This is a genomic window from Nostoc sp. DedQUE02 (assembly GCF_034531035.1).
Taxonomy (GTDB): domain Bacteria; phylum Cyanobacteriota; class Cyanobacteriia; order Cyanobacteriales; family Nostocaceae; genus Nostoc.
Window position 1 is genome coordinate 1 of record NZ_JAVRBY020000091.1, and the last position, 20,768, is coordinate 20,768.

Consider the following 20,768-nt stretch of genomic DNA (forward strand, 5'->3'; position numbering starts at 1 on the left):
GGCCTCTACGGCGGCAGAGGCGGCTACGGCGGCTTCGGCGGCGGCGGCGGCGGCTTCGGAGACAACGGCAACGGCAACGGCAACGGCGGCATCGGCGGCTACGGCGGCGGCGGCGGCAAGGCGGGCATCGGCGGCTTGAGCGGCTATAGCGGCTTCGGCGGCGGCAACGGCAACATCAACGGCGGCGGCGGCGGTGCTGGACTAGGGGGTGGCATCTTCGTCCGCAGTGGCTCTTTAACCCTCAACAACACCAGCTTTACCAACAACACAGCTACAGGCGGCACGGGTGCTAACTCAGGTCAAGGCTTGGGTGGGGCAATCTTCATTATGCAGTCCACCACCAACAACGGAAGCAACCAGGGAATGCCTACCGTTCTACCAACTGTCACTTCTGTAGGTAATCCTAGCTTTAGTGGTAACAGCGCAGCTAACGATCCGGGAACTGCTACAAACAACGATGATGTCTATGGCACGATTAACGTCACTGCAACCAACCAAGCCCCCGTTGCTGTTGATGACAGTGTTGCTACATTCTTTGGTACTGCCATCAACATCCCAGTTACTACCTTACTAGCCAATGATAGCGATGCCAATGGCGACCCCCTGAGCATCACTGCTGTTAGCGGTGCTACCAACGGTACTGCCGTGCTGAATAATAACGGCACCCCCAACAACAGTACAGATGATTACGTTACCTTTACTCCAAATCTTCTATTCGTTGGTAATGCCAGCTTTAACTACACCCTCAGCGATGGTAGCCTCACTGATACTGGTACGGTGACTGTGGCTGTCGGTCTTAACAGTAATGGCACTAATTTTGCTGATAGCTTGATTGGCACCCTTGGTAACGACATCATCAACGGCGGCAATGGCAACGATACCATCTACGGCGGCAATGGCAACGATAGCCTCAACGGTGATAATGGCAACGACATCTTGTATGGCGATGGGCTGATGGATGGCGGTGCAGGTAACGATACCCTCAACGGTGGTAATGGCAATGATACCCTCTATGGTGGCGGTGGTAGCGATCGCCTCACAGGTGGTAATGGCAACGATTTACTCTATGGTGGTGCAGGCAGCGATATTCTCACAGGTGGCAACAGTAACGATATCTTTGCCTTTGCGGCTGGAGAAGGTACTGACACCATTACTGATTTCTCAAAGGGTAGCGATTTGATTGGATTGTATAGTGGTTTAACCTATGGAGATCTGAGTTTCTCTGGTAACAATATCAAAGTCACTTCCACGAATGAAATTTTGGCGACGCTGACTGGTATAAATACTACGACACTGACTGCTGCTAATTTCGTAACGCTTTAATTATCTTGATTCATGCAAGCCGATCTTAGTTGCATCGAGTTGCACCTTTGTTGCATTGACTTACACCTTTGATGCATCAAAGTTGGTCTTTAATGCATTGGCTTGCACCTTTGTTGCATCCAAGAGTAACTCAGTTGCATTGACTTGCACCTTTGTTGCATTGGCTTGCACCTTTAATGCATAAGCGTTGCAAAAATTAACCTTGCTCAGTCTTCATGGAGTAGAAGCGTAAGCCTCGCCACTCTCAGGGTTGTCTTTTTGGCACAACCTCAGCAATAGTCCAGCGAATGCGATCGTCGCCCAGCCAATACCACCAGTGGCGAATTCATCAAGCTGAGAATCTTCCCTCTTTGTTGCCGCGCTACTATTTTTTCTCATTTACCTAATACCAAAGGAAATCAATCAAATGACAAATTTCATTGTTAACCAAACTACTGATAACGGTCTAGGAGATACCGCAGGCACCCTCAGTTATGCCATTCTCCAAGCTAACCAACTGGCAGGGGATGACACCATTACTATTGATAACGATGTTCGCATCACTGGGGTAATGAAAACCCTGGTGAACAGCAACATCACCATTGTGGGCAACAACCACAGTATTAGCGGCGATGCCAATGACAACGGCAGCAACGATAACGGCGACGTGCGCCCCTTGTTTATTTTGTCAGGAACAGTCGGTATTTCTGACTTAACCATCACCAACGGACGGGCTAAAGGCGGAGATGCTGGAATTGGTGGCGGCGGTGCGGGACTCGGCGGCGGCTTGTTCATCTATGATGGCAATGTTTCTCTCACCAATGTCGCCTTTACTAATAACGCAGCCCAAGGCGGTAATGGCGGTGTCCTTGGACTGAATGTTGGTGGTGGCGGCGGTATGTTTGGCAATGGTAGCGGCAACGGCGGCGGTGGGCTAGTTTGCTGGTAGCATCGGCAACACTGGCGGCTACGGCGGTAACGGCAACTACGGTGGCGGTGTCGGTGGCTTCGGCGGCGGTGGCAACGGCGGCTACCCCGCCGGCAACGGCGGCTTCGGCGGCGGCGGCGGCGGCTTAAGGTCTGGCGGCAACTACGGCGGTGATGGCTTCGGCTCCTACTTAGGCGGCGGTGGTGCCGGTCTTGGCGGTGGCATCTTCGTCCGCACTGGCTCTTTAACCCTTAACAACACCAGCTTTACCAACAACACAGCCACAGGTGGGGCGGGGTATATTTCAGCAGGTCAGGGCTTAGGTGGGGCAATCTTCATCATGCAGTCCACCACCAACACTAACGGCAATAATCAGGGAATGCCGACTACCCTTGGCAGTGTCAGTTTCACGGGTTCGTCTAGCTTCAGCGGTAACAGTGCGGCTGATGATGCCGGAACAGCCACTAATAATGATGATGTTTACGGCACACAAATACCTGTCGCCAACAATCCGCCAACTGCAAATAATGATACAACGACGGCTAATGAAAATACTCCAGTCACCATTAGCGTTCTAGCCAACGATACTGACCCCGATACGGGAGATGTCTTGACAATTACTCAAGTTAATGGTATTGGTGTAACCGGAGGAACACCAATTACCCTAGCGTCGGGTGCCTTATTGACTCTCAACGCTAATAATACATTCGACTACAATCCTAACGGTCAGTTTGAATCTCTGGGAACGGGGCAGACGGCAGGTGATAGCTTCAACTACACCATCAGCGATGGCAGTCTCACCAGCACAGCTACCGTTAACCTGACCATCAACGGTGTTAACGATGCGCCTGTCGCCGTTAATGATAGCCAAACCACTAATGAAGATACGCCTGTCAGTGGCAACGTCTTAGCTAACGATAGCGACATTGATACCAACGACATCTTGACCGTATCGGCAGTTAATGGTGTCGCTAGCAGTGTCGGCAACTCAATTACTCTGGCTTCCGGTGCTTTGTTGACTCTCAACGCCAATGGCACGTTCAGCTACAACCCCAACAACAAATTTGAGTCTCTCAATAATGGGCAAACAGCCACTGATAGCTTTAGCTACACCGTTGCTGATGGCAAAGGCGGCACGAGTACAGCCACCGCCGCCATTACTATCAATGGTGTAACAGATGTACCTGTAACATCCACCATCGTTGCGGAAAATCTTACTGATATCACAGGCTATCGGGTTGAAAATGTTAGTGTCGCTGAAGGTGGCAAGGTGCTAAGTCTAGTGAACGGGCCAAGTAATACCGAAGTTGGTACTGTTAGCTTCACCTTTAACGGGCCTTCCGGTCTCTATGATGTGATTATCGGCACTTTTGATGAAAACGATGGTCAATCTACCTTTAACCTGACCCGACAAGGCAATCTTCTTGGCTCAATCGTCCTCAATCAAGACCTTAACGATAGTGTTCCCAGTACCACCACGAAAGTGGAACGACTCTTGGGTGCCGATCTAACTATTAGCACGGGCGATACTTTTACGATCACCGGCTTCGAGGATCAAACCGAACCAGCTCGTTTGGATTTCATTCGATTTATCCCAGTCAACTCAATAACTCCTACGCCTGGTAGCAATGGTGCCGATAACCTGATTGGCAGTACGGGTAACGATACCCTTAACGGCGGTAATGGCAACGATAACATCTACGGTGGCGCGGGTAACGATACTATCGCTGGTGGTACTGGTAACGATACCCTCTACGGTGGTACTGGTAACGATAGTATTGACGGCGGTACTGGTGACGACCTTTTGTATGGGGATGGCTTCTTAAATGGCGGTATTGGCAACGATAGTTTACTCGGTGGCAACGGCAACGATACCCTCTATGGTGGCACGGGCAGCGATACCCTCAAGGGCGACAATGGCAACGATGTTCTCTATGGTGGTGTTGGCAGCGATATCCTCACAGGTGGCAATGGTAACGATATCTTTGCTTTTGCGGCTGGTGAAGGTACTGACACCATTACTGATTTCGCTAAGGGTAGCGATCTGATTGGATTGTATGGTGGTTTGAGCTTTGGACAACTGAGTTTCTCTGGTAACAATATCAAAGTCACTTCCACTAATGAAATTTTGGCAACGCTGACTGGTATTAATACTACGACGCTAACTGCCGCTAATTTCGTCACGCTTTAATCATCTCGATTCATGCAACGCCTACTTTAGGTAATTTCTGACAAAGAATATACCCAGGTTGACGAGTTTCGACTTCGCTCAACTCTCGATCCATTAGTTGGTTGAGCGTACCCCTTTAGGGAAGCAAGCTACGCGTAGCGTCTTGCAGAGAAGTCGAAACCAACAGCGACGGTAGATTTATTAACGGAAATCACCTTAGTTGCATAAACAAGCAACATTGATGCATCGAGTTGCACCTTTGTTGCATCGAGTTGCACCTTTGTTGCATTGACTCGCACCTTTGTTGCATTGGCTTGCACCTTTGTTGTATCGACTTGCACCTTTGTTGTCTTCAAGAGCAATTTGATTGCATCGGCTTGCACCTTTGTGGCATTGAAATTGCACAAATTCACTTAGCTCAATCTTTAAATACTAGTGCTAATCATTACTTACCGAAAACAGCATAAGTATTAATTATATAGGACAAAGATCCTAGTCAAAACTTGGATCTTTGTACGATGCGCTCATTGAGGCGATCGCTATATAATCCATTTCGCTACAGCAAAATTTAGGCAATTGCCTAACTCAACTGATGAGGCGATGAATCTTCCGCCTTTTCTCCCAAGTTGCACTTTAGTTGCATTGACTTAGAAAAGTTAAGTTAACAAACATTAACAAGCACAAAACCATGAATAAATTCTTTTCGGCTTTAACCCTAACAACAGCTACAACTTTAGCTATTGGACTCACTGGAGTAGCAATCGGTAATCACCTTGTTTTAGGACAGACATCTATTGACTTAGCCAAGTTGCGTACCGATGCTGTATCTGCACACAACACTTATCGAACCAAGCATAAGAGTCCTAACGTGACCATTGATGATACTCTCAACCAAAGCGCACAAGCTTGGGCACAAACCATAGCAGCTAAAGGTGACTTAGAACACAGTACCAATCTAAACAATACAGGAGAGAACATATACTGGGGTGGAGAGTCAACAAACTTAGGTAGCGCAGCAGTCCAAGACTGGTACAGTGAAATTAAAGACTATGACTACAACAACCCTGTATTTTCTAGCGCAACCGGGCATTTTACTCAGGTAGTCTGGAAAGGCAGTACCAAAGTAGGTTGCGGTGCTGCACCTGGTCCTGCAACAATTGAGGGTACTAAGTACGATGGCTTCTATGTAGTTTGCCAGTATTCTCCCGCAGGAAATGTGAAAGGGCAGTTTGCTGATAATGTACTAAAACCGTAGTAGTTGATTACCAACCGCTAGGTTAAGCGTAAAAGGCGATCGCTACATCATCGATTTTGCCACAGCAAAAGTTTAACACTGCCAACAACTATAAGTATCAATTATATAAGACAGAGATCCTAGTTTGGACTAGGATCTTTGTTCTATGCGATCGTTGAGGCGTAGACGCGCTGCTTCGGCTTGTCGTAAGACATCGCTCTATAATCCACTTCACCACAGCAAATTTAACAAAAAACGACGAAGGTAATAGCTATAACAACATTTGATGTATTGGCTTGCACCTTAGACCTCTTGGCATTTGTGCTTTTTGCAAGAGGGGGAAAAGGTTTTGGTTAAAGGGGAAGGGGACAATACAGAACCTTTTCCCCTTCCCCTTTACCCTTTTCCCGACAAATGCCAAGAAGTCTCTTGATTGCATCAAAGAGCAACTTCGTTGCATCGGCTTGCACCTTTGTTACAAGCTCATGACACAATGCGATCGCCCAAGCTAACAGCACCACCGACAAAGACATAATGACCTTTAGCGTTTCCAGCAATCAACAAGAGCCAACTGATGACAGCCTAGCTCGAACAGCGCCAGAAGCAACCAGTCGCCCAGAGTTAGAAATAACTAGCTCTCGCCAGTTTACTAGCTGGCTACTTGAACAGAATCTCAGTCTGGCCATCAGCACCTATCAAGCTGGCAAGCTGTTTTTCATCGGCTTGCAACCATCGGGGAAACTATCAGTTTTCGAACGCACCTTCGAGCGGTGCATGGGATTATGGGCAGAAGGCAACAGCCTGTACATGAGTTCGCTCTATCAACTGTGGCGGTTTGAAAATGCCCTAGAGCCTGGTAAAAATCACAATGGCTATGACGTATTGTACGTACCGCAAGTCGGGTATGTCACCGGAGACTTGGACGTGCATGATGTGGCTTATTCGGGAGAACAAATCGTCTTCGTCAACACACTATTTAGCTGTCTAGCCACAGTCAGCAATAGCCATAGTTTCGTCCCGCTATGGCAGCCGCCATTTATTTCCAAACTAGCAGCAGAAGACAGATGTCACCTCAACGGTTTGGCAATGGTCAACGGACAGCCGCGCTACGTCAGTGCCACCAGCATGAGTGATGTCGCCGATGGATGGCGCGACCACCGAGCCAACGGCGGTTGCGTCATCGATATAACCAGCGATCGAGTAATTGTCAGTGGTCTATCGATGCCCCATTCACCGCGATGGTACAGAGAGAAGCTGTGGTTACTCAATTCGGGAACCGGAGAATTCGGCTATGTTGACCTGGAAAGGGGAGCATTTGAGCCAGTCGCTTTCTGTCCGGGTTACTTACGCGGCTTAACCTTTGCTGGGGAGTTTGCCATTGTCGGGCTATCTCTACCCAGGCATAACAAGACATTTTCGGGTTTGGCTTTAGATGAGAACTTGCGGGTTAAAAATGCCGTACCCCGTTGTGGATTGCTGGTGATTAATTTAACCACAGGGGATATCGTCCACAGCTTGAGGATAGAGGGCGTAGTCACCGAATTGTATGACGTGGTGGCCTTGCCAGGGGTACGGCGACCGATGGCAATCGGTTTCAAAAGTGATGAAATTCGCCGCCTAATTACCCTGGGCTAATTTCTCAAGGTTTTCCATCGCTAAAAACAACCAATCTAGGAGAAAATCATGCCTAATTCATCATTCAACCTCTCAGACCTCAATGGCAGCAACGGCTTCGTCATCAATGGCATCGATGCAGGAGACTTCTCAGGCTTCTCGGTGAGCAATGCGGGAGACATCAACGGCGATGCATCGATGACTTAATTATCGGGGCATCCGGTGCCGACCCCAACGGCAACAGTGATGCTGGGGAAAGACGCGATTCATCGCGTCTCTACAAATGGTCTATTTATCGCATTCTTTTTTCAAATTGGTATTACAATGCGATTGTTTCAACTTACAAAAATTAATCCACTCTATAAAGTTGTGCGATCAAATCTACAATTAAGTCAAGCTAGTTTTAGCACCATGCCACCCATGCAAAATTGGCATAGTAAACAATCCCCACGCCAAACCTGTAATTAACCCAAAAGGCGTAACCAAATAGTTATTAAAACTCCACAAACCAAAAACCTGTGCTGCTAATTCCAAAGGATAAGCCATCATTAGCACACTTGCGATCGCCACACCACTCCAGCCATATTGATTTAACCAGTAAAATCCTTTACCACCAGTTACGCCATATAGCAGACGAGTAATTAGCAAACCCGTGACAGTACCATAGCAGCGCATACACACAGCCATAATAAACGGTGGTGCTAAATCTAACCCCATATCTGGTTGCGGACAGACATGATTACCCATGAAATAAATGATGTCCGCAATTCCAGGAAGCAAAGACACTCCAGACGCAGCCAAAAAGGGAGCAATCGGCGGGCCAAAAACCATCCCTACCAACAAGAAATCAGCTATAAAACTTACCCAATTAACCTGCAACTCTTCACTAAAAGCTATTCTTGTCATCTCCCTTTCTCTGCGCCCTCTGCGCCTCTGCGGTTTATTTTCTTAACGTACCTTATTTACATAAGGACTTGTTAACTTATCCAACTGCTGAATCAACAGACTCAAGAATAATCCTACATCTGTCACCACACCCACTGATTCTACAGAACCGCGATCGCTTAACTTAGTCACTACAGCTGGATTAATATCGACGCATACCATTTTCACTCCTGCCGGAGTCATATTACCCACGCCAATGGAGTGCAGCATCGATGACAGCATTAAAATCATCTCTGCACCTTCTAGGTGTTTGGCATATTGCTCCTGTGCTTGAATCAAATCCATTACGGTATCAGGCAAAGGCCCGTCATCCCGAATCGAACCCGCAAGTACAAAAGGTACATGATTGTGGACGCACTCATACATGACGCCACTTTTAATTGCTCCCGCCTCCACAGCTTTGGGAATGCTGCCATAACGACGGATACTATTAATTACCTTGAGGTGATGGCGGTGTCCTCCATGTACGGCGACACCCCGCTTCATGTCTACACCCAAGGAAGTGCCCATGATATTTTGCTCGATGTCGTGAACTGCGATCGCATTACCACCCAGTAATGCCTGTACATATCCTTCTCGAATCAGTTGCGCCAGGTGTTCGCCGCCACCAGTGTGAATTACCACAGGTCCAGCCGTGACAACTACTTTACCACCAGCATCGCGGATTTTACGCAATTCCCAAGCCACTTGCTCAACGACTAATTCCACGCGCCGTTCGCTGGAAACTCCCGCCGACATAAAGCTGAATTCTTGAGTGCTGCGGAGTTCCCGCGATTCAGTTTTGCGGATGGTGCGGATACCTAAAACATCTACAATTACCTGTTCGCCAACTTTTAGATCGCGAAGTATTTTACACCGAGCTACAAAGCCATTGGCAGTTTGGGTAATGGCGATCGCACCATCCATCCGTTGATTTTCTACCTTCACCCACTGACCATTAATCCGCACTTCTGTGGGATAAATTGTACTGACGTAGAAATCATCAGGCGCAACGCCATCTTGAATTACCGGCTCTAGTTTGGCATCTCGCTCATCATGGGGTAAATCTACAGCACCCAAATCAATCAATCGAGAGATGATTTCTTCCATCACCTCATGGGATGGTGCTGATACTCTCACCTCGGCGGCTGAAGTACTTTGCCGTTGTTCTCCCAAATTGAAATTCAGGACTTTGAAACTTCCTCCGGCATCTATAATCAAATCCAAAGCGCGGTTAATTAAGCCAGCATCTAACAAATGTCCTTCCATGCGAATGACGCGGCTTTCTACCGAGACATTGGCATGAAGTTCATCTCTAACTGGTTCAGTCACCCGCAGAGTTAAGCATTTAGCTGCGCCACCGGCTTTGAGAAATTCCGTAAGTGGTGTTTCCAGCACTTGGAAACCTGCATCCTGAAGGCGAGTTTTCAAAGCATCACTCGTCTTGTTCATGATGACGATGCTATCCACATTCACCGCATTACAAGCGAAGTTGACTGCATCAGCTTCTTCAATTGCGATGCGCTTTTCTGGTGCGACTCGCATTTCAATTAAGCGGTTGGAGTAAGAATCAAAAGCACCGGGATAGTATAGCAAATAGCCATTTGCTAAAGGACAAAAACAGGTATCTAGGTGATAGAAACGTTCGTCTATTAATCGTAGGGATAGCACCTCAATATCCAGCCATTTAGCTAGATAAGGGTGAGAATCTAATTCCGAGCGGAAACCGTATCCCGCCCATAACCAGCGTCCTTCCCGATCTAGCAGTGCGTCTCCTGCTCCCTCAAAGGGCAAATCTTTGGGAAGTTCATTGACTGTATAACCATTTGCCTCAAACCATTGTTTGAAGAAAGGCTCCTCTCCCTGACGTTCTTTGTGCAAAAAGCGACTGAGGACGACATTATCGCCCAGAACCAAACCAGCATTGGCAGTAAAAACCAAATCAGGCCAGCCTTTTTCAGGTGGTACTAAATCGACAATGGCATGTTGTTTGAGGATTTGATGTAGTCCCTGCCACTGTTCCGCGGCGCGATCGCGCGATGACTTGTGAATATTCCCTTCCATCCAAGGATTAATCACATAGTCCACATCGTAGTGGTCAGGAGGGCACATTAAAAAGCGAATCCGGGAAGTCATAAAAATCTTACAAGCGTTTTATATGCTACAAGCTTACTTTGAATACAGATTTTCGTTATGCTACAGGTAAAATCTGCTACTAAAGCTTCTATCTTTTGATAGACTTTACAAAGCCTTCGTTATCAATTCTATTACTGGAACATAGTAATAATACCAATTCAAAATTAAAAAAGCCTGATTTAATTTGGGTTTCCAGGAAAGTAGGGCAGGTGAAAACACCGTTAAAAGCAGTCAATGGTAAATATTGGTAGCGATCGCTCAATACGCTTGGGTTAACGCCAAAAACCTTAAGTGTAGGTTGGATTGAGGAACAAAACCTAACAAAGCAATTGCTCCCCGCCCCCTGCCTACACCGCGATAGGATATTTTTTTAGTTGGAAGTCCCTTAGGCGATCGCTCTCTTCCTCTTCCTTATTTTTTATAGGGCAAGGGGTGAGGGAGACAAGTTTTCCTCTTATCCCCTTCGATTCTCCCCAGTCCCCAGCGATGCACTGAGCTTGTCGAAGTGTCCCCAGCGATGCACTGAGCTTGTCGAAGTGTCCCCAGCGATGCACTGAGCTTGTCGAAGTGTCCCCAGTTCAAGCAGTCAGTATATAAGGCGATTCGATCGCTGCTACACGACCAGCATCTACCAAAGTTTGATAAACTATCGCTGCTACTTCACCGCGTGTAGCATCGCGGGTAGGATTGAGTTGTTTCAGGTTTGGGTAATTGACAATAATTTCCTTGTTTATAGCTTTTGCGACCTCATCTTTAGCATATTCAGGAATCTTGGCTTGGTCATCGAAAACTTTGAGAGTTGCCGTACTATCACTAGATAACCCCAGTCCATTCACTAGGGAGACAATCACTTGCACGCGCTGGATATTTTTGTTGGGGCCAAAGGTATTGTCGGGAAAACCAGAGAGAAATAAACCTCGATATGCTTGCTGAATTACCTTGGATGCCCAGAAGTCATCTGGTACATCTTTGAATTTGATTGCAGAGCGATTTGGCGATGGGTTGAAAGCTTTTACTAGTAATGCCGCATATTGTGCGCGTGTCATCGTCGCATCGGGTTTGAATGTGCGATCGGGGAAACCGTTAATTATCCCCAATTTCACTAATTCCCGAATAAACCCACCAGCCCAATGATTCGTAATATCGGTTAATTCTATAGTAGGTGTTGGTGTCGTAGGTGTTGGTGTCGTAGGTGTTGGAGTTGTAGGTGTTGGTGTTGTAGGTGTTGGTGTTGTAGGAGTTGGTGTCGTAGGAGTTGGTGTTGTCGGTGTTGGTGTTGTCGGTGTTGGTGTTGTCGGTGTTGGTGTTGTCGGTGTTGGAACCGAACTATCTGCAAATTCTATGTTTCCGGTGACTTTAGACGCATCTATTTTATTTCCTAGAGAAACCAGCTTGTTGGAACTGGCATTTTGCAAATCAAATTTACCGTTATTGCGTAGAGTATTGCCCCCTGGATTATTGTTACTACCGATATCCGGTAGAGCAGTTCCAATAACTGTGATACCATCTTCAGCGTTATTTTCACTGACATTATTACGTAATACGGGACGAGCGCTACCAGAGATGATGATTCCAGAACGGTTTTCATAGATTCTGTTATCTCGAAGGATGGGTGATGCAGTATCACTAATGGCAATGCCAAAACCTGTTTTAAAGTAGGTGTTATTTTCAATTTGACCTTTAGAATTTTTAGCGATCGCAATTCCATTAGCTGCATTCTCACTGAACACATTACCTAGAATCACTGGGTTAGCATCGCCTGTAGCAAATACTCCCTCCCGCTTATTATTGATAAAGGTGCTATTAGCAACAGTAGGGGCAGTTGATTCAATCCAAACACCACTACCACGGCTAGCCAGATTTGTTACAGTTACTCCCCGCAATTCCGCTTTATCCAGCAACACAAATGTGACATTCTGAGCAGCAAAAGTACGGCTAAGGTAACTACCACTCCCTTCAATCAAAATACCATTGCCTTTGTTGGTTTCATTACCCACCACTGTCACACCAGATGGAACAGTTAACGGAAAGACTTCACCGCTAGCAGCATTGTAATTACCATCTGCCAGTTGAATCTTGGTATCAACAGTAGCTACCTTGAGGGCTTGCGTAATAGTTTTGAAGGGCGCTTGTTGAGTACCTGGATTGGTATTGCTGCCTGATACTGGATTTACGTAAAAAGTTTGAGCCATATTTATACTTTAATAAAATACATAGCTATCCTAGCGCTAACCATCAAGGTGGGTAGCGTTTGATGCATTAAGTAACTTAAAGTACTTCTCTCTGCAAAGTTAAATAATTATGCAAATGCTTTTGGGTTTCACTAGTACTCGACTAGCCCAAAATTGCTAATTTCAGCAAGTTATCTTAGCAAAATGTTAGAAGCAGCGATCGCACTTGCTTCTTGTTAACGTGCGGCTGCAATTTGCATAATGATACTGGGAGTAGGGTTAAGAGAAGACGCAAAGCCTTGCTTGCTTTGTTATTGATTTACAATATGCAGGGCATTTAGTAAAAATAGCTCCTCACGAAAAATTTACAAATGATACGTTGAATAGCAGAAAAATATGACTAAGCTCATCTTAATTACAGGCATAAGCAAAGGTCTAGGTTATGCGATGACCGAGCGTTTTATTCAAGAGGGACATACTGTTATTGGTTGCGCTCGTTCATCAGATGCTATCCAGAAAATAAGCCAGAAGTTTAGCACGCCTAACGATTTCACATCTGTAGACGTGGCAAATGAACAGCTTGTAGAAAAATGGGCAGAACGTATACTTCACAAATATGAACCGCCAGATATAGTGATTAATAATGCGGCAATTATTAATTACCCAGCACCTTTGTGGGAAATACCATCCGAAGAATTTTCTGATCTCATAGATATCAATATCAAAGGAGTAGTGAATATAATTCGCCATTTCGTACCAGCAATGGTAAAAAACAAACGGGGTATTATTGTTAACTTTAGTTCTGGCTGGGGACGTTCGACTTCAGCCCAAGTCGCACCATATTGTGCTTCCAAGTGGGCAATAGAAGGATTAACTCGTTCTTTGGCACAAGAATTGCCGACTGGTATGGCAGCTATACCCCTCAATCCAGGGATTATTCATACAGATATGCTCTCTATTAGCTTTGGAGAAGAAGCTGCTAATTATACACCCGTGTCAGATTGGGTATTGAAAGCTGTGCCATTTATTCTCAAGTTGAAACCCAAAGATAACGGGATTCCCTTGACTGTACATTAGACTTCTTGGCAAAAGTGCTTTTTGCAAGAGAGGGGAAAAGGGTAAAGGTTATGGTTCGGCAAGCTCACCAACCAGGGGAAAGGGAAAATAACAAACCTTTCTCCCTTTCCCGACTTTTGCCAAGAAGTCTATTAACGTGAGTTCCACAAGTCTATTTGACCTCTCCCCCAGCCCCTCTCCGTGTCGGCTATGCTGTAACACAAGTCTCTTAATCTGCACCTTCGTTGCATCGCCCTGCACCTTCGTTGCATCGACCTGCACCTTCATTGCATCGCCCTGCACCTTCATTGCATCGCTCTGCACCTTTGTTGTATCGACCTACAAAAATTAATCCATCCTACGTTAGACAGCAACTTTAAAAAACTTGTGTGTACACTGTAGCTCCGTATCGGAGAGGGGAGCAAAAAGCTGAATTTTTCCTTGCTCCTCTCTTTCCGTTTCGGAGAAGTTCGTCGAACTCATGCTACATTAACCACAGTAAAGGCTGTTGGCAAATCTTGTGTGGTTGCAGCAGGCTAACTTTTACAAACAGGCAGCTTCGTTGGATGGTATTGTTCTGTCTGCCTAGCGATCGAGGAACAGGCTCTTGGGCAGGGAGAGGGGGAAGCAGGGAGAAGAGTTTCCCCTCTGCCTCTGCATCTTCCTTCTCTTTTAATAAGGCCACTTCCAATCGCGAATTTCCGGCATATCGTCGCCGTACTTCTCAATGTAATGTTTGTGTTCGATCAGCTTATCTTGCAGATGCTGCTTGACATAAGCTGCCTTATATCCTAGTTTTGGTACGCGCTCAATTACGTCCATCACTAAATGGAAGCGATCGAGTTCGTTAAGAACAACCATATCAAAGGGGGTGGTAGTAGTTCCCTCTTCTTTGTAGCCACGCACATGTAGCTGCTCGTGGTTTGTGTGGCGATAGGTTAAGCGATGAATCAACCAGGGATAGCCATGAAAGGCAAAGATAATATGTTTATCGGTGGTGAAAATCGTGTCAAAGTCTTTTGCACTCAAACCGTGGGGATGTTCGCTTTTTGGCTGTAGTGTCATTAAATCGACTACGTTCACCACCCGCACCTTTAAATCTGGGAAGTGCTGGCGCAGAATATCCACAGCCGCCAAGGTTTCTAAGGTAGGAATATCCCCAGCACAAGCCATTACTACATCTGGATCGCCGTCTTTGTCGTTACTTGCCCATTCCCAAATACCGATGCCTTTGGTGCAGTGCTTGATGGCAGCATCCATATTTAGGTATTGCAATGCTGGCTGCTTTCCAGCAACGATGACGTTGACATAGTTGCGGCTTCTTAAACAATGGTCAGTTACCGATAGCAGAGTGTTGGCATCGGGCGGCAAATACACGCGAACAATCTCTGCTTTCTTATTAACTACATGGTCGATAAAACCGGGGTCTTGGTGGGAAAAGCCGTTATGGTCTTGTCTCCAAACGTGGGAGGTGAGTAGATAATTGAGGGAAGCAATTGGTTTACGCCAGGGAATATCTCTGGTAGTTTTCAACCATTTGGCGTGTTGGTTGAACATCGAGTCAATGATGTGGATGAACGCCTCATAGCAAGAGAAAAAGCCGTGGCGTCCGGTGAGGAGGTAGCCTTCTAACCATCCTTGACAATTAGTTTCGCTGAGAATTTCCATCACCCGACCGTCGGGGGAAAGGTGGTCATCTTCCGGGAGGATCTGGGCTACCCAATCCCGGTCTGTGGCTTCTAGCACAGCGCCTAAGCGATTTGATACCGTTTCGTCGGGGCCGACGATGCGGAAGTTGCGGCTTTCTTGGTTAAGTTGCATGATATCCCGCAGAAAAGTTCCGGCAACTTGGGTAGCTTCAGCGATCGCTTGCCCTGGTTTGAGAACATCTACGGCATACTTTTGAAAGTCGGGCATCTTCAGGTCGCAAAGCAAAAGACCGCCGTTAGCGTGGGGATTGTCACCCATGCGTCGATGACCTTTGGGAGCCAGTTCTGCTAGTTCTGGGATTAGTGTGCCGTTAGCATCGAAGAGTTCTTCTGGTTTGTAACTCTTCATCCAATCTTCTAGGAGTTTTAGATGTTCTGGTTGTTTGGCGATGTTGCCAAAGGGAACTTGATGCGATCGCCAAAAACCTTCTGTTTTTTTGCCATCGACTTCCTTGGGCCCTGTCCAACCTTTGGGGGTTCTCAAGATAATCATCGGCCACTGGGGACGTTCAGTGAAACCATGTACGCGGGCTTCTCTTTGGATACTTTGAATTTCGGCGATCGCTATATCTAGAGTCGCCGCCATCTGCTGGTGGACATCTGCGGGATCATCACCTTCGACAAAGTAGGGCTTGTAGCCATAGCCTACAAATAAGCTTTCTAATTCCTCACGGCTGATCCGTGCGAGTACTGTTGGATTAGCAATTTTATATCCATTCAGGTGCAAGATTGGAAGTACAGCCCCATCATGTACGGGGTTAAGAAACTTGTTGGAATGCCAGCTAGTCGCTAAAGCACCTGTTTCCGCTTCGCCATCTCCGACAACAGCAGCAACAATTAAGTCAGGGTTATCAAAGGCAGCACCGAAAGCGTGGACGAGGGCATAACCTAGTTCTCCGCCTTCGTGAATTGAACCAGGGGTTTCTGGTGCAACGTGGCTAGGAATACCGCCAGGGAAAGAGAATTGTTTGAAGAGTTTCTGGATTCCTTCAGCATCCTGGGAGATGTTGTGGTAGTACTTAGTGTAAGTGCCTTCCAAATAAGTGTTGGCTACCAGTCCAGGGCCTCCATGACCAGGGCCAGCAATATAGATCGTGTTGAGGTCATATTTTTTGATGACCCGATTCAGGTGAGCATAGATCAAGTTCAACCCTGGCGTTGTTCCCCAGTGCCCTAATAGCCTGGGTTTGACGTGTTCCAGCTTTAGCGGTTCTTTTAGTAGCGGATTGTCCAGTAGATATATTTGCCCAACCGAAAGATAGTTCGCTGCACGCCAGTAGGCGTTTATCTTCTGTAATTCTTCATCTGTTAAAGGCTTTGTTTGTGGAGGACTGGCTAATGTCATTTCGACACTCCATTACAAAAGGATTTTGACGGATTCACCAGTATGTAATCTTACTTATTTTCAAGATGATGGCCATCTACCCTCAATAAATTTTTCCAGCCTTTGTGACTAAATTATTTGGCTTTGGGCAAAGGATAGAGAGCAGCAATGTCTATGCTAAGCTACACCGACGCTATTGATTAATGCTATCAATCGGCATTTTCTTCATCTAGAGCTTTCTGTACAAATTTTTGTAAGTTATTATGACTTACGCACTATTAACCATAATGTGGATCATTGATATTTGGTCGTTTCAGGCGCTTCGCATAACCCTGATTTACTCGCATATTTGCGTAGGTGTAGCCCGTCGTAGATATCGCTAGGTGCTAAACATGGCTGAAATATCTAAATTACGTATAGTACTGATGTACGATGTGTAAGTGCTAATTATGTAAAAACCTCAAAGACATAATGAACTAGATTGTGTAAAACTGAACAATTGTTTTTGAAATTTTGGAGTATAGGGATGTCAAGCGATCGCCTGGGTGACGTTGAGGAAATTTTGACCCGTTATCGTAAACAACTGTCAGGTAAAGAATTGACGTTGACAACGACTCCCGATGAAGACAAGGAGCGAATTAAGTTGCAGATCACCGACTTGAAAAAATTGATGCAGCCGTATGAGCAAGAGTACTGGGAGATTCTCTCAGAGCAGTCAGAAACTATCGAAATTTCAGAACAAGAGGCGCAGGTTGTAGTTGCACAAATTGTGAACCAAGTTCGTAAAATTGAGGTAAATGAGCTTACCTATCCTGATGAAGCCCTTATGCTCTTAAAAGAAATTCGAGATAAACTAAATCAGCCAGATAAATCAGCAGCAGCAAAGCTCAAAGGAGTAATTTCTTCAATTCCGCCTTTTGTGGGAATTTCTTACGAAGCGGAGCTAGATACAGAAAACTTCTTACGTAAGCATTTTCCAACTTTTATTAGCTTGATTAACAGAACAATTAAAAAAAAACAGATTCCTTAACTTCTAGTGAATATCACTTCAGTAATTTAAGTACTCCTTCTAGTTCCAATATAGAAGTAACAAACGAATTTAGAGAGTTTCTTGAGAATACTGGAATAAAGTTTGCACATCGAAGTCGTGAATGTGTTTCTCTGAATGATTTATTTGTCTTCCCTAACCTAAAAGTCATAAATAAATCGTTAGAAGAATTTCCCTCGAATATTTCAGGCGAAAAACTATTAAAATATGATAAGCGTATCCTTATTTTAGGAGATGAGCAATCAGGCAAAACTACTCTTGCAAAAAAAATATTTCTAGATGCTCTTTCCTCTGGATTTTTACCTTTACTTATTGAGGGGGCAAACATCAAAAATTCTAATATCGAGGAACAAATTCCGAAGCTAGTTGCAGCTACATATCAATCGCTGTTTGCAGAAGAATTTCTTCAAAGACTTAATCTTGTTTGTATTGTAGATGATATATCTGCAAGCACTATTAATAAGAAGGCACAAAATAAATTTATAGCAAATCTTAATTCGATTTTTTCTCATACTATTCTGCTTGCAGAGGAATCATTTAAATTTATCATACCTGATTTTCCTGATCTTGATGATTATAAAAAGTTAGAAATTCTCCCTTTCGGTAATGTCCATCGTGGTGAACTAATTGGGAAATGGGTAGCATTAGAGTTAACTGAAGAAGCAGACGAACAGCAGGTTTGGGCAAAAACAGATGAATTGCGTCTTCATGTAGAATCGCTTGTACGCAAAAATGTAGTTCCAGCAAAACCATTCCACATCTTGATGCTTCTTCAGTCTTTCGAGCTAATCACTACACAGAGACTTGAACTCACTGCTTACGGACACTGTTATCAGTATTTGATCTACCAAGCTTTAGACCGTGTTCATGTAAAACCAACCGAGATTGATACATACCTCAATGTTTTATCAGAACTTGGGGGAGAAATTTTAAAATCTCCTTCCGAAAGCCTTGATAAATCTGGCTTAAATGTATTTTTTAAAAAGTACTCAGAGAATTTTCTTACAGTTGATCAAGAAAAAGTGATTAAAGATTTGGTCAATTCATTTATTTTGCAAGAATCAGAGGCTGATCTAAAGTTTCGTTACCGATATCTATTTTACTTCTTTGCAGCAAAAAAATTGGCAGACTCTCTTCATCGAGGCGAAGAAGCTAAAAAGAGAATAAAACATCTAGTAAATACGATTCATCTTGAGAAGGCATCGAACATAGTTCTGTTTCTTACGCACCATTCCAAAGATCCGTGGATTCTTGATGAGATTCTACTTTCTGTTATGGATATTTTTTCTGATGAAAAAGAAGTAACACTAGAAGCAAGTTCTTTATCTTTTCTTCAAGATTTTGTTCAAGAAATACCTGACCTTGTTTTAGAGAATCGTGACGCCAGACAAGAACGATTAGAAGATGATAGACAAAAAGATTTTATTGATCAACATGAAGATCAGAATAACCCTGTATATGACGACAAAGACGTAGAAGAATTCATGGTAAAAGTGAACAAAGTATTTAGAGCAATTGAAGTCTGTGGACAGATTTTAAGAAATAGACTTGGCTCTCTAGAGCGAAACTCTCTAGAGTTTATCTATGAAGAATCACTTTTGGTTTCACTAAGATTTCTTAACGTTTTTCTAAAATTTTCGGAATTCGTGCGAGAAGAGTCAATCAGGAAAATTCCAAAAATATTAGAACAAAAACCAAATCTTGACGACTCAAAAATTATTCAGGAAGTCAAGTCTTTTTATTTAGGGATTAATTATAACGTTATTTTGGGAATGCTTTACAAAATTGGGTTTTCTTTAGGTTCTGCCAAAGGTCGTGACATCTATACTAAAGTAACCGAAAGCAACTATAAGCCTTCATTCTGCTTGATTCAAGAAATCATTGAATTACAGTTTGAAAAAAAATTAGATACTCATAAGATTGATAAATTGCACTCTGAATTCTCCAAAAATCCTGTTTGTGATCGTTTATTGAAACAGATTATTTTGCGCCACTGTTATATGCACGATATAGGATATAGGGATCGTCAAAAACTAGCAACCAAGCTTAATATTTCAATGCACGATCAGCGTTCAATTTTGCTCGCATCAAAAATAACTCAAGATTAGTTTGTTATTCACACAAAAATAAAATGCTGTGAAGCTATGGTCAAGCAATAACAACAATTTAATAACAATGAATAACCTAATTATTAATTTCCAATAACCCAGGTGGTGGGGTAATTTCAATGCGATGAGATTTCAAGTCTACCACTGGTGCGATCGCTTCCACAAATGGAATCAAAACAGTCTTTTGTTTTTTGTCACTTGTACTGAGCGACTTGCCTTGAGCGAAGTCGAAAGGAGCCGAAGTATTTGTCATTTGTCCTTTGTCGGTGGTAAAAGATGGATGTAATTTTACCTCTAACAAATCATTGCCAGCCGGGATGATGTCTACCACCGTACCCACGAGTTCGCCAGATGCTTGCATGAAGACTTCCAAGCCAATCAAATCGAGGACATGATATTCATCTTCGCCTAATTGGGGGCGATCGCTTGCTGGCACCATTAACGTACAACCGCGCAACGTCTCTGCTTGATTGCAATTTTCCACGCCAGCTAATTTGATTACATACAAGTTTTTGTTACTGATGTAACGTCCTGCTAATAATTCGATTGGCTGCGGTTCTGTGTCACCTGAACACAACAACCAACGTTTTCCCGGCACTTCAAATCTTTCGGGAAAGTCTGATACAGGATAAACCCGTAATTCTCCAGATAATCCTTGAGGAGCAACAATCTTACCAATTTCTAGCCAATCGTCGAGATTGGGGGTTGGGGATTGGGTAGTGGGAACTACGGGCTGGGGATTAGGGGCTGGAGTCTTGCCCCTCTGCCTCTGTGCCTCTCTGCCTCCGATCTCTTTATTAGCTTCTTCGTGTTTCATTTCCATTTTTCCTACTAGTACAACACGGCGGAAATAAACCACCCCTGACGCTCGTTCGCGCAGCGTGCCGTAGGCAAGACTCGCTAACGGGTTCGGCAGTTCCTCATGGGGGGAACCCCCATCGCCCTTGGCATCTCCCCTTCTCCCAAAGCTACGGTGTACACACATCTTTCTAGAAAACCAAAATCATCGTAGATCCCCCTAAATCCCCCTTTTTAAGGGGGACT

The 20,768-nt window shown here is 44.8% G+C and carries 16 protein-coding genes; 9 read left to right on the forward strand and 7 right to left on the reverse strand.

Annotated features, from left to right (window positions below):
• A partial coding sequence (locus RMX98_RS33595; RefSeq protein WP_409882078.1) for a calcium-binding protein occupies window positions 1-1,323 on the forward strand: 1,323 nt, incomplete at its 5' end.
• Between the two features lie 213 nt (window positions 1,324-1,536).
• Here RMX98_RS33595 and RMX98_RS33600 read toward each other — a convergent pair.
• Window positions 1,537-1,701 carry a hypothetical protein gene (locus RMX98_RS33600; protein ID WP_409881839.1) on the reverse strand — a complete coding sequence of 55 codons (165 nt, stop codon included), beginning with the start codon at window positions 1,699-1,701 and terminating at the stop codon, window positions 1,537-1,539.
• A gap of 28 nt (window positions 1,702-1,729) precedes the next feature.
• Here RMX98_RS33600 and RMX98_RS33605 point away from each other — a divergent pair, with 28 nt between their 5' ends.
• A complete protein-coding gene (locus RMX98_RS33605; RefSeq protein ID WP_409881838.1) occupies window positions 1,730-2,251 on the forward strand; it encodes a hypothetical protein in 522 nt (173 codons plus the stop codon).
• A 319-nt stretch (window positions 2,252-2,570) separates the two neighbouring features.
• On the forward strand, window positions 2,571-4,421 hold the full coding sequence (locus tag RMX98_RS33610; protein ID WP_409882080.1) for an Ig-like domain-containing protein: 1,851 nt from the start codon (window positions 2,571-2,573) through the stop codon (window positions 4,419-4,421).
• 128 nt (window positions 4,422-4,549) lie between these two features.
• On the opposite strand, the gene RMX98_RS33615 is transcribed toward RMX98_RS33610, so the two are convergent.
• Window positions 4,550-4,813, reverse strand: coding sequence for a hypothetical protein (locus tag RMX98_RS33615; protein ID WP_409881833.1), 264 nt, complete (start codon window positions 4,811-4,813; stop codon window positions 4,550-4,552).
• Between the two features lie 275 nt (window positions 4,814-5,088).
• On the opposite strand from RMX98_RS33615, the gene RMX98_RS33620 reads away from it, so the two are divergent.
• The 3 genes from RMX98_RS33620 (at window position 5,089) to RMX98_RS33630 (ending at window position 7,455) form a co-directional block, all read left to right on the forward strand.
• A complete protein-coding gene (locus tag RMX98_RS33620) occupies window positions 5,089-5,655 on the forward strand; it encodes a CAP family protein (RefSeq protein WP_409881832.1) in 567 nt (188 codons plus the stop codon).
• 513 nt (window positions 5,656-6,168) lie between these two features.
• Window positions 6,169-7,269: a TIGR03032 family protein gene (locus RMX98_RS33625; RefSeq protein ID WP_409881831.1), complete on the forward strand. Its 1,101-nt coding sequence runs from the start codon at window positions 6,169-6,171 to the stop codon at window positions 7,267-7,269.
• Between the two features lie 48 nt (window positions 7,270-7,317).
• On the forward strand, window positions 7,318-7,455 hold the full coding sequence (locus RMX98_RS33630) for a hypothetical protein (protein WP_409881830.1): 138 nt from the start codon (window positions 7,318-7,320) through the stop codon (window positions 7,453-7,455).
• Window positions 7,456-7,635: 180 nt separating this feature from the next.
• Here RMX98_RS33630 and RMX98_RS33635 read toward each other — a convergent pair whose 3' ends face one another.
• From RMX98_RS33635 to RMX98_RS33645, 3 genes are all read right to left on the reverse strand, one after another.
• On the reverse strand, window positions 7,636-8,154 hold the full coding sequence (locus tag RMX98_RS33635) for a DUF2085 domain-containing protein (RefSeq protein WP_409881829.1): 519 nt from the start codon (window positions 8,152-8,154) through the stop codon (window positions 7,636-7,638).
• A gap of 42 nt (window positions 8,155-8,196) precedes the next feature.
• Entirely contained in the window at window positions 8,197-10,308 is a 2,112-nt protein-coding gene (locus RMX98_RS33640; protein WP_409881827.1) for a TIGR00300 family protein, read from the reverse strand.
• 578 nt (window positions 10,309-10,886) lie between these two features.
• Window positions 10,887-12,500, reverse strand: a complete 1,614-nt coding sequence (locus tag RMX98_RS33645; protein WP_409882081.1) for a DUF1565 domain-containing protein — start codon at window positions 12,498-12,500, stop codon at window positions 10,887-10,889.
• Between the two features lie 375 nt (window positions 12,501-12,875).
• On the opposite strand from RMX98_RS33645, the gene RMX98_RS33650 reads away from it, so the two are divergent.
• Window positions 12,876-13,556, forward strand: a complete 681-nt coding sequence (locus tag RMX98_RS33650) for an SDR family oxidoreductase (RefSeq protein WP_322676066.1) — start codon at window positions 12,876-12,878, stop codon at window positions 13,554-13,556.
• Window positions 13,557-14,207: 651 nt separating this feature from the next.
• On the opposite strand, the gene RMX98_RS33655 is transcribed toward RMX98_RS33650, so the two are convergent.
• A complete protein-coding gene (locus tag RMX98_RS33655) occupies window positions 14,208-16,589 on the reverse strand; it encodes a phosphoketolase family protein (RefSeq protein WP_322676064.1) in 2,382 nt (793 codons plus the stop codon).
• 505 nt (window positions 16,590-17,094) lie between these two features.
• Here RMX98_RS33655 and RMX98_RS33660 point away from each other — a divergent pair.
• Together RMX98_RS33660 and RMX98_RS33665 are read left to right on the forward strand one after the other, a co-directional pair.
• On the forward strand, window positions 17,095-17,598 hold the full coding sequence (locus RMX98_RS33660; RefSeq protein WP_322676063.1) for a hypothetical protein: 504 nt from the start codon (window positions 17,095-17,097) through the stop codon (window positions 17,596-17,598).
• A 716-nt stretch (window positions 17,599-18,314) separates the two neighbouring features.
• Complete coding sequence (locus RMX98_RS33665; protein ID WP_322676062.1) at window positions 18,315-19,724, forward strand: hypothetical protein; 1,410 nt, start codon at window positions 18,315-18,317, stop codon at window positions 19,722-19,724.
• Between the two features lie 76 nt (window positions 19,725-19,800).
• On the opposite strand, the gene rimM is transcribed toward RMX98_RS33665, so the two are convergent.
• Window positions 19,801-20,541: a ribosome maturation factor RimM gene (gene rimM, locus RMX98_RS33670; protein WP_322676068.1), complete on the reverse strand. Its 741-nt coding sequence runs from the start codon at window positions 20,539-20,541 to the stop codon at window positions 19,801-19,803.
• Between the last annotated feature and the right edge of the window lie 227 nt (window positions 20,542-20,768).

What these genes read in the sequence shown, in the direction of transcription:
- RMX98_RS33600 (WP_409881839.1), bottom strand. Translation starts at nt 1,701, where the DNA reads ATGAGAAAAAATAGTAGCGCGGCAACAAAGAGGGAAGATTCTCAGCTT.
- RMX98_RS33605 (WP_409881838.1), top strand. Translation starts at nt 1,730, where the DNA reads ATGACAAATTTCATTGTTAACCAAACTACTGATAACGGTCTAGGAGAT.
- RMX98_RS33610 (WP_409882080.1), top strand. Translation starts at nt 2,571, where the DNA reads ATGCAGTCCACCACCAACACTAACGGCAATAATCAGGGAATGCCGACT.
- RMX98_RS33620 (WP_409881832.1), top strand. Translation starts at nt 5,089, where the DNA reads ATGAATAAATTCTTTTCGGCTTTAACCCTAACAACAGCTACAACTTTA.
- RMX98_RS33625 (WP_409881831.1), top strand. Translation starts at nt 6,169, where the DNA reads ATGACCTTTAGCGTTTCCAGCAATCAACAAGAGCCAACTGATGACAGC.
- RMX98_RS33630 (WP_409881830.1), top strand. Translation starts at nt 7,318, where the DNA reads ATGCCTAATTCATCATTCAACCTCTCAGACCTCAATGGCAGCAACGGC.
- RMX98_RS33635 (WP_409881829.1), bottom strand. Translation starts at nt 8,154, where the DNA reads ATGACAAGAATAGCTTTTAGTGAAGAGTTGCAGGTTAATTGGGTAAGT.
- RMX98_RS33640 (WP_409881827.1), bottom strand. Translation starts at nt 10,308, where the DNA reads ATGACTTCCCGGATTCGCTTTTTAATGTGCCCTCCTGACCACTACGAT.
- RMX98_RS33645 (WP_409882081.1), bottom strand. Translation starts at nt 12,500, where the DNA reads ATGGCTCAAACTTTTTACGTAAATCCAGTATCAGGCAGCAATACCAAT.
- RMX98_RS33650 (WP_322676066.1), top strand. Translation starts at nt 12,876, where the DNA reads ATGACTAAGCTCATCTTAATTACAGGCATAAGCAAAGGTCTAGGTTAT.
- RMX98_RS33655 (WP_322676064.1), bottom strand. Translation starts at nt 16,589, where the DNA reads ATGACATTAGCCAGTCCTCCACAAACAAAGCCTTTAACAGATGAAGAA.
- RMX98_RS33660 (WP_322676063.1), top strand. Translation starts at nt 17,095, where the DNA reads ATGTCAAGCGATCGCCTGGGTGACGTTGAGGAAATTTTGACCCGTTAT.
- rimM (WP_322676068.1), bottom strand. Translation starts at nt 20,541, where the DNA reads ATGAAACACGAAGAAGCTAATAAAGAGATCGGAGGCAGAGAGGCACAG.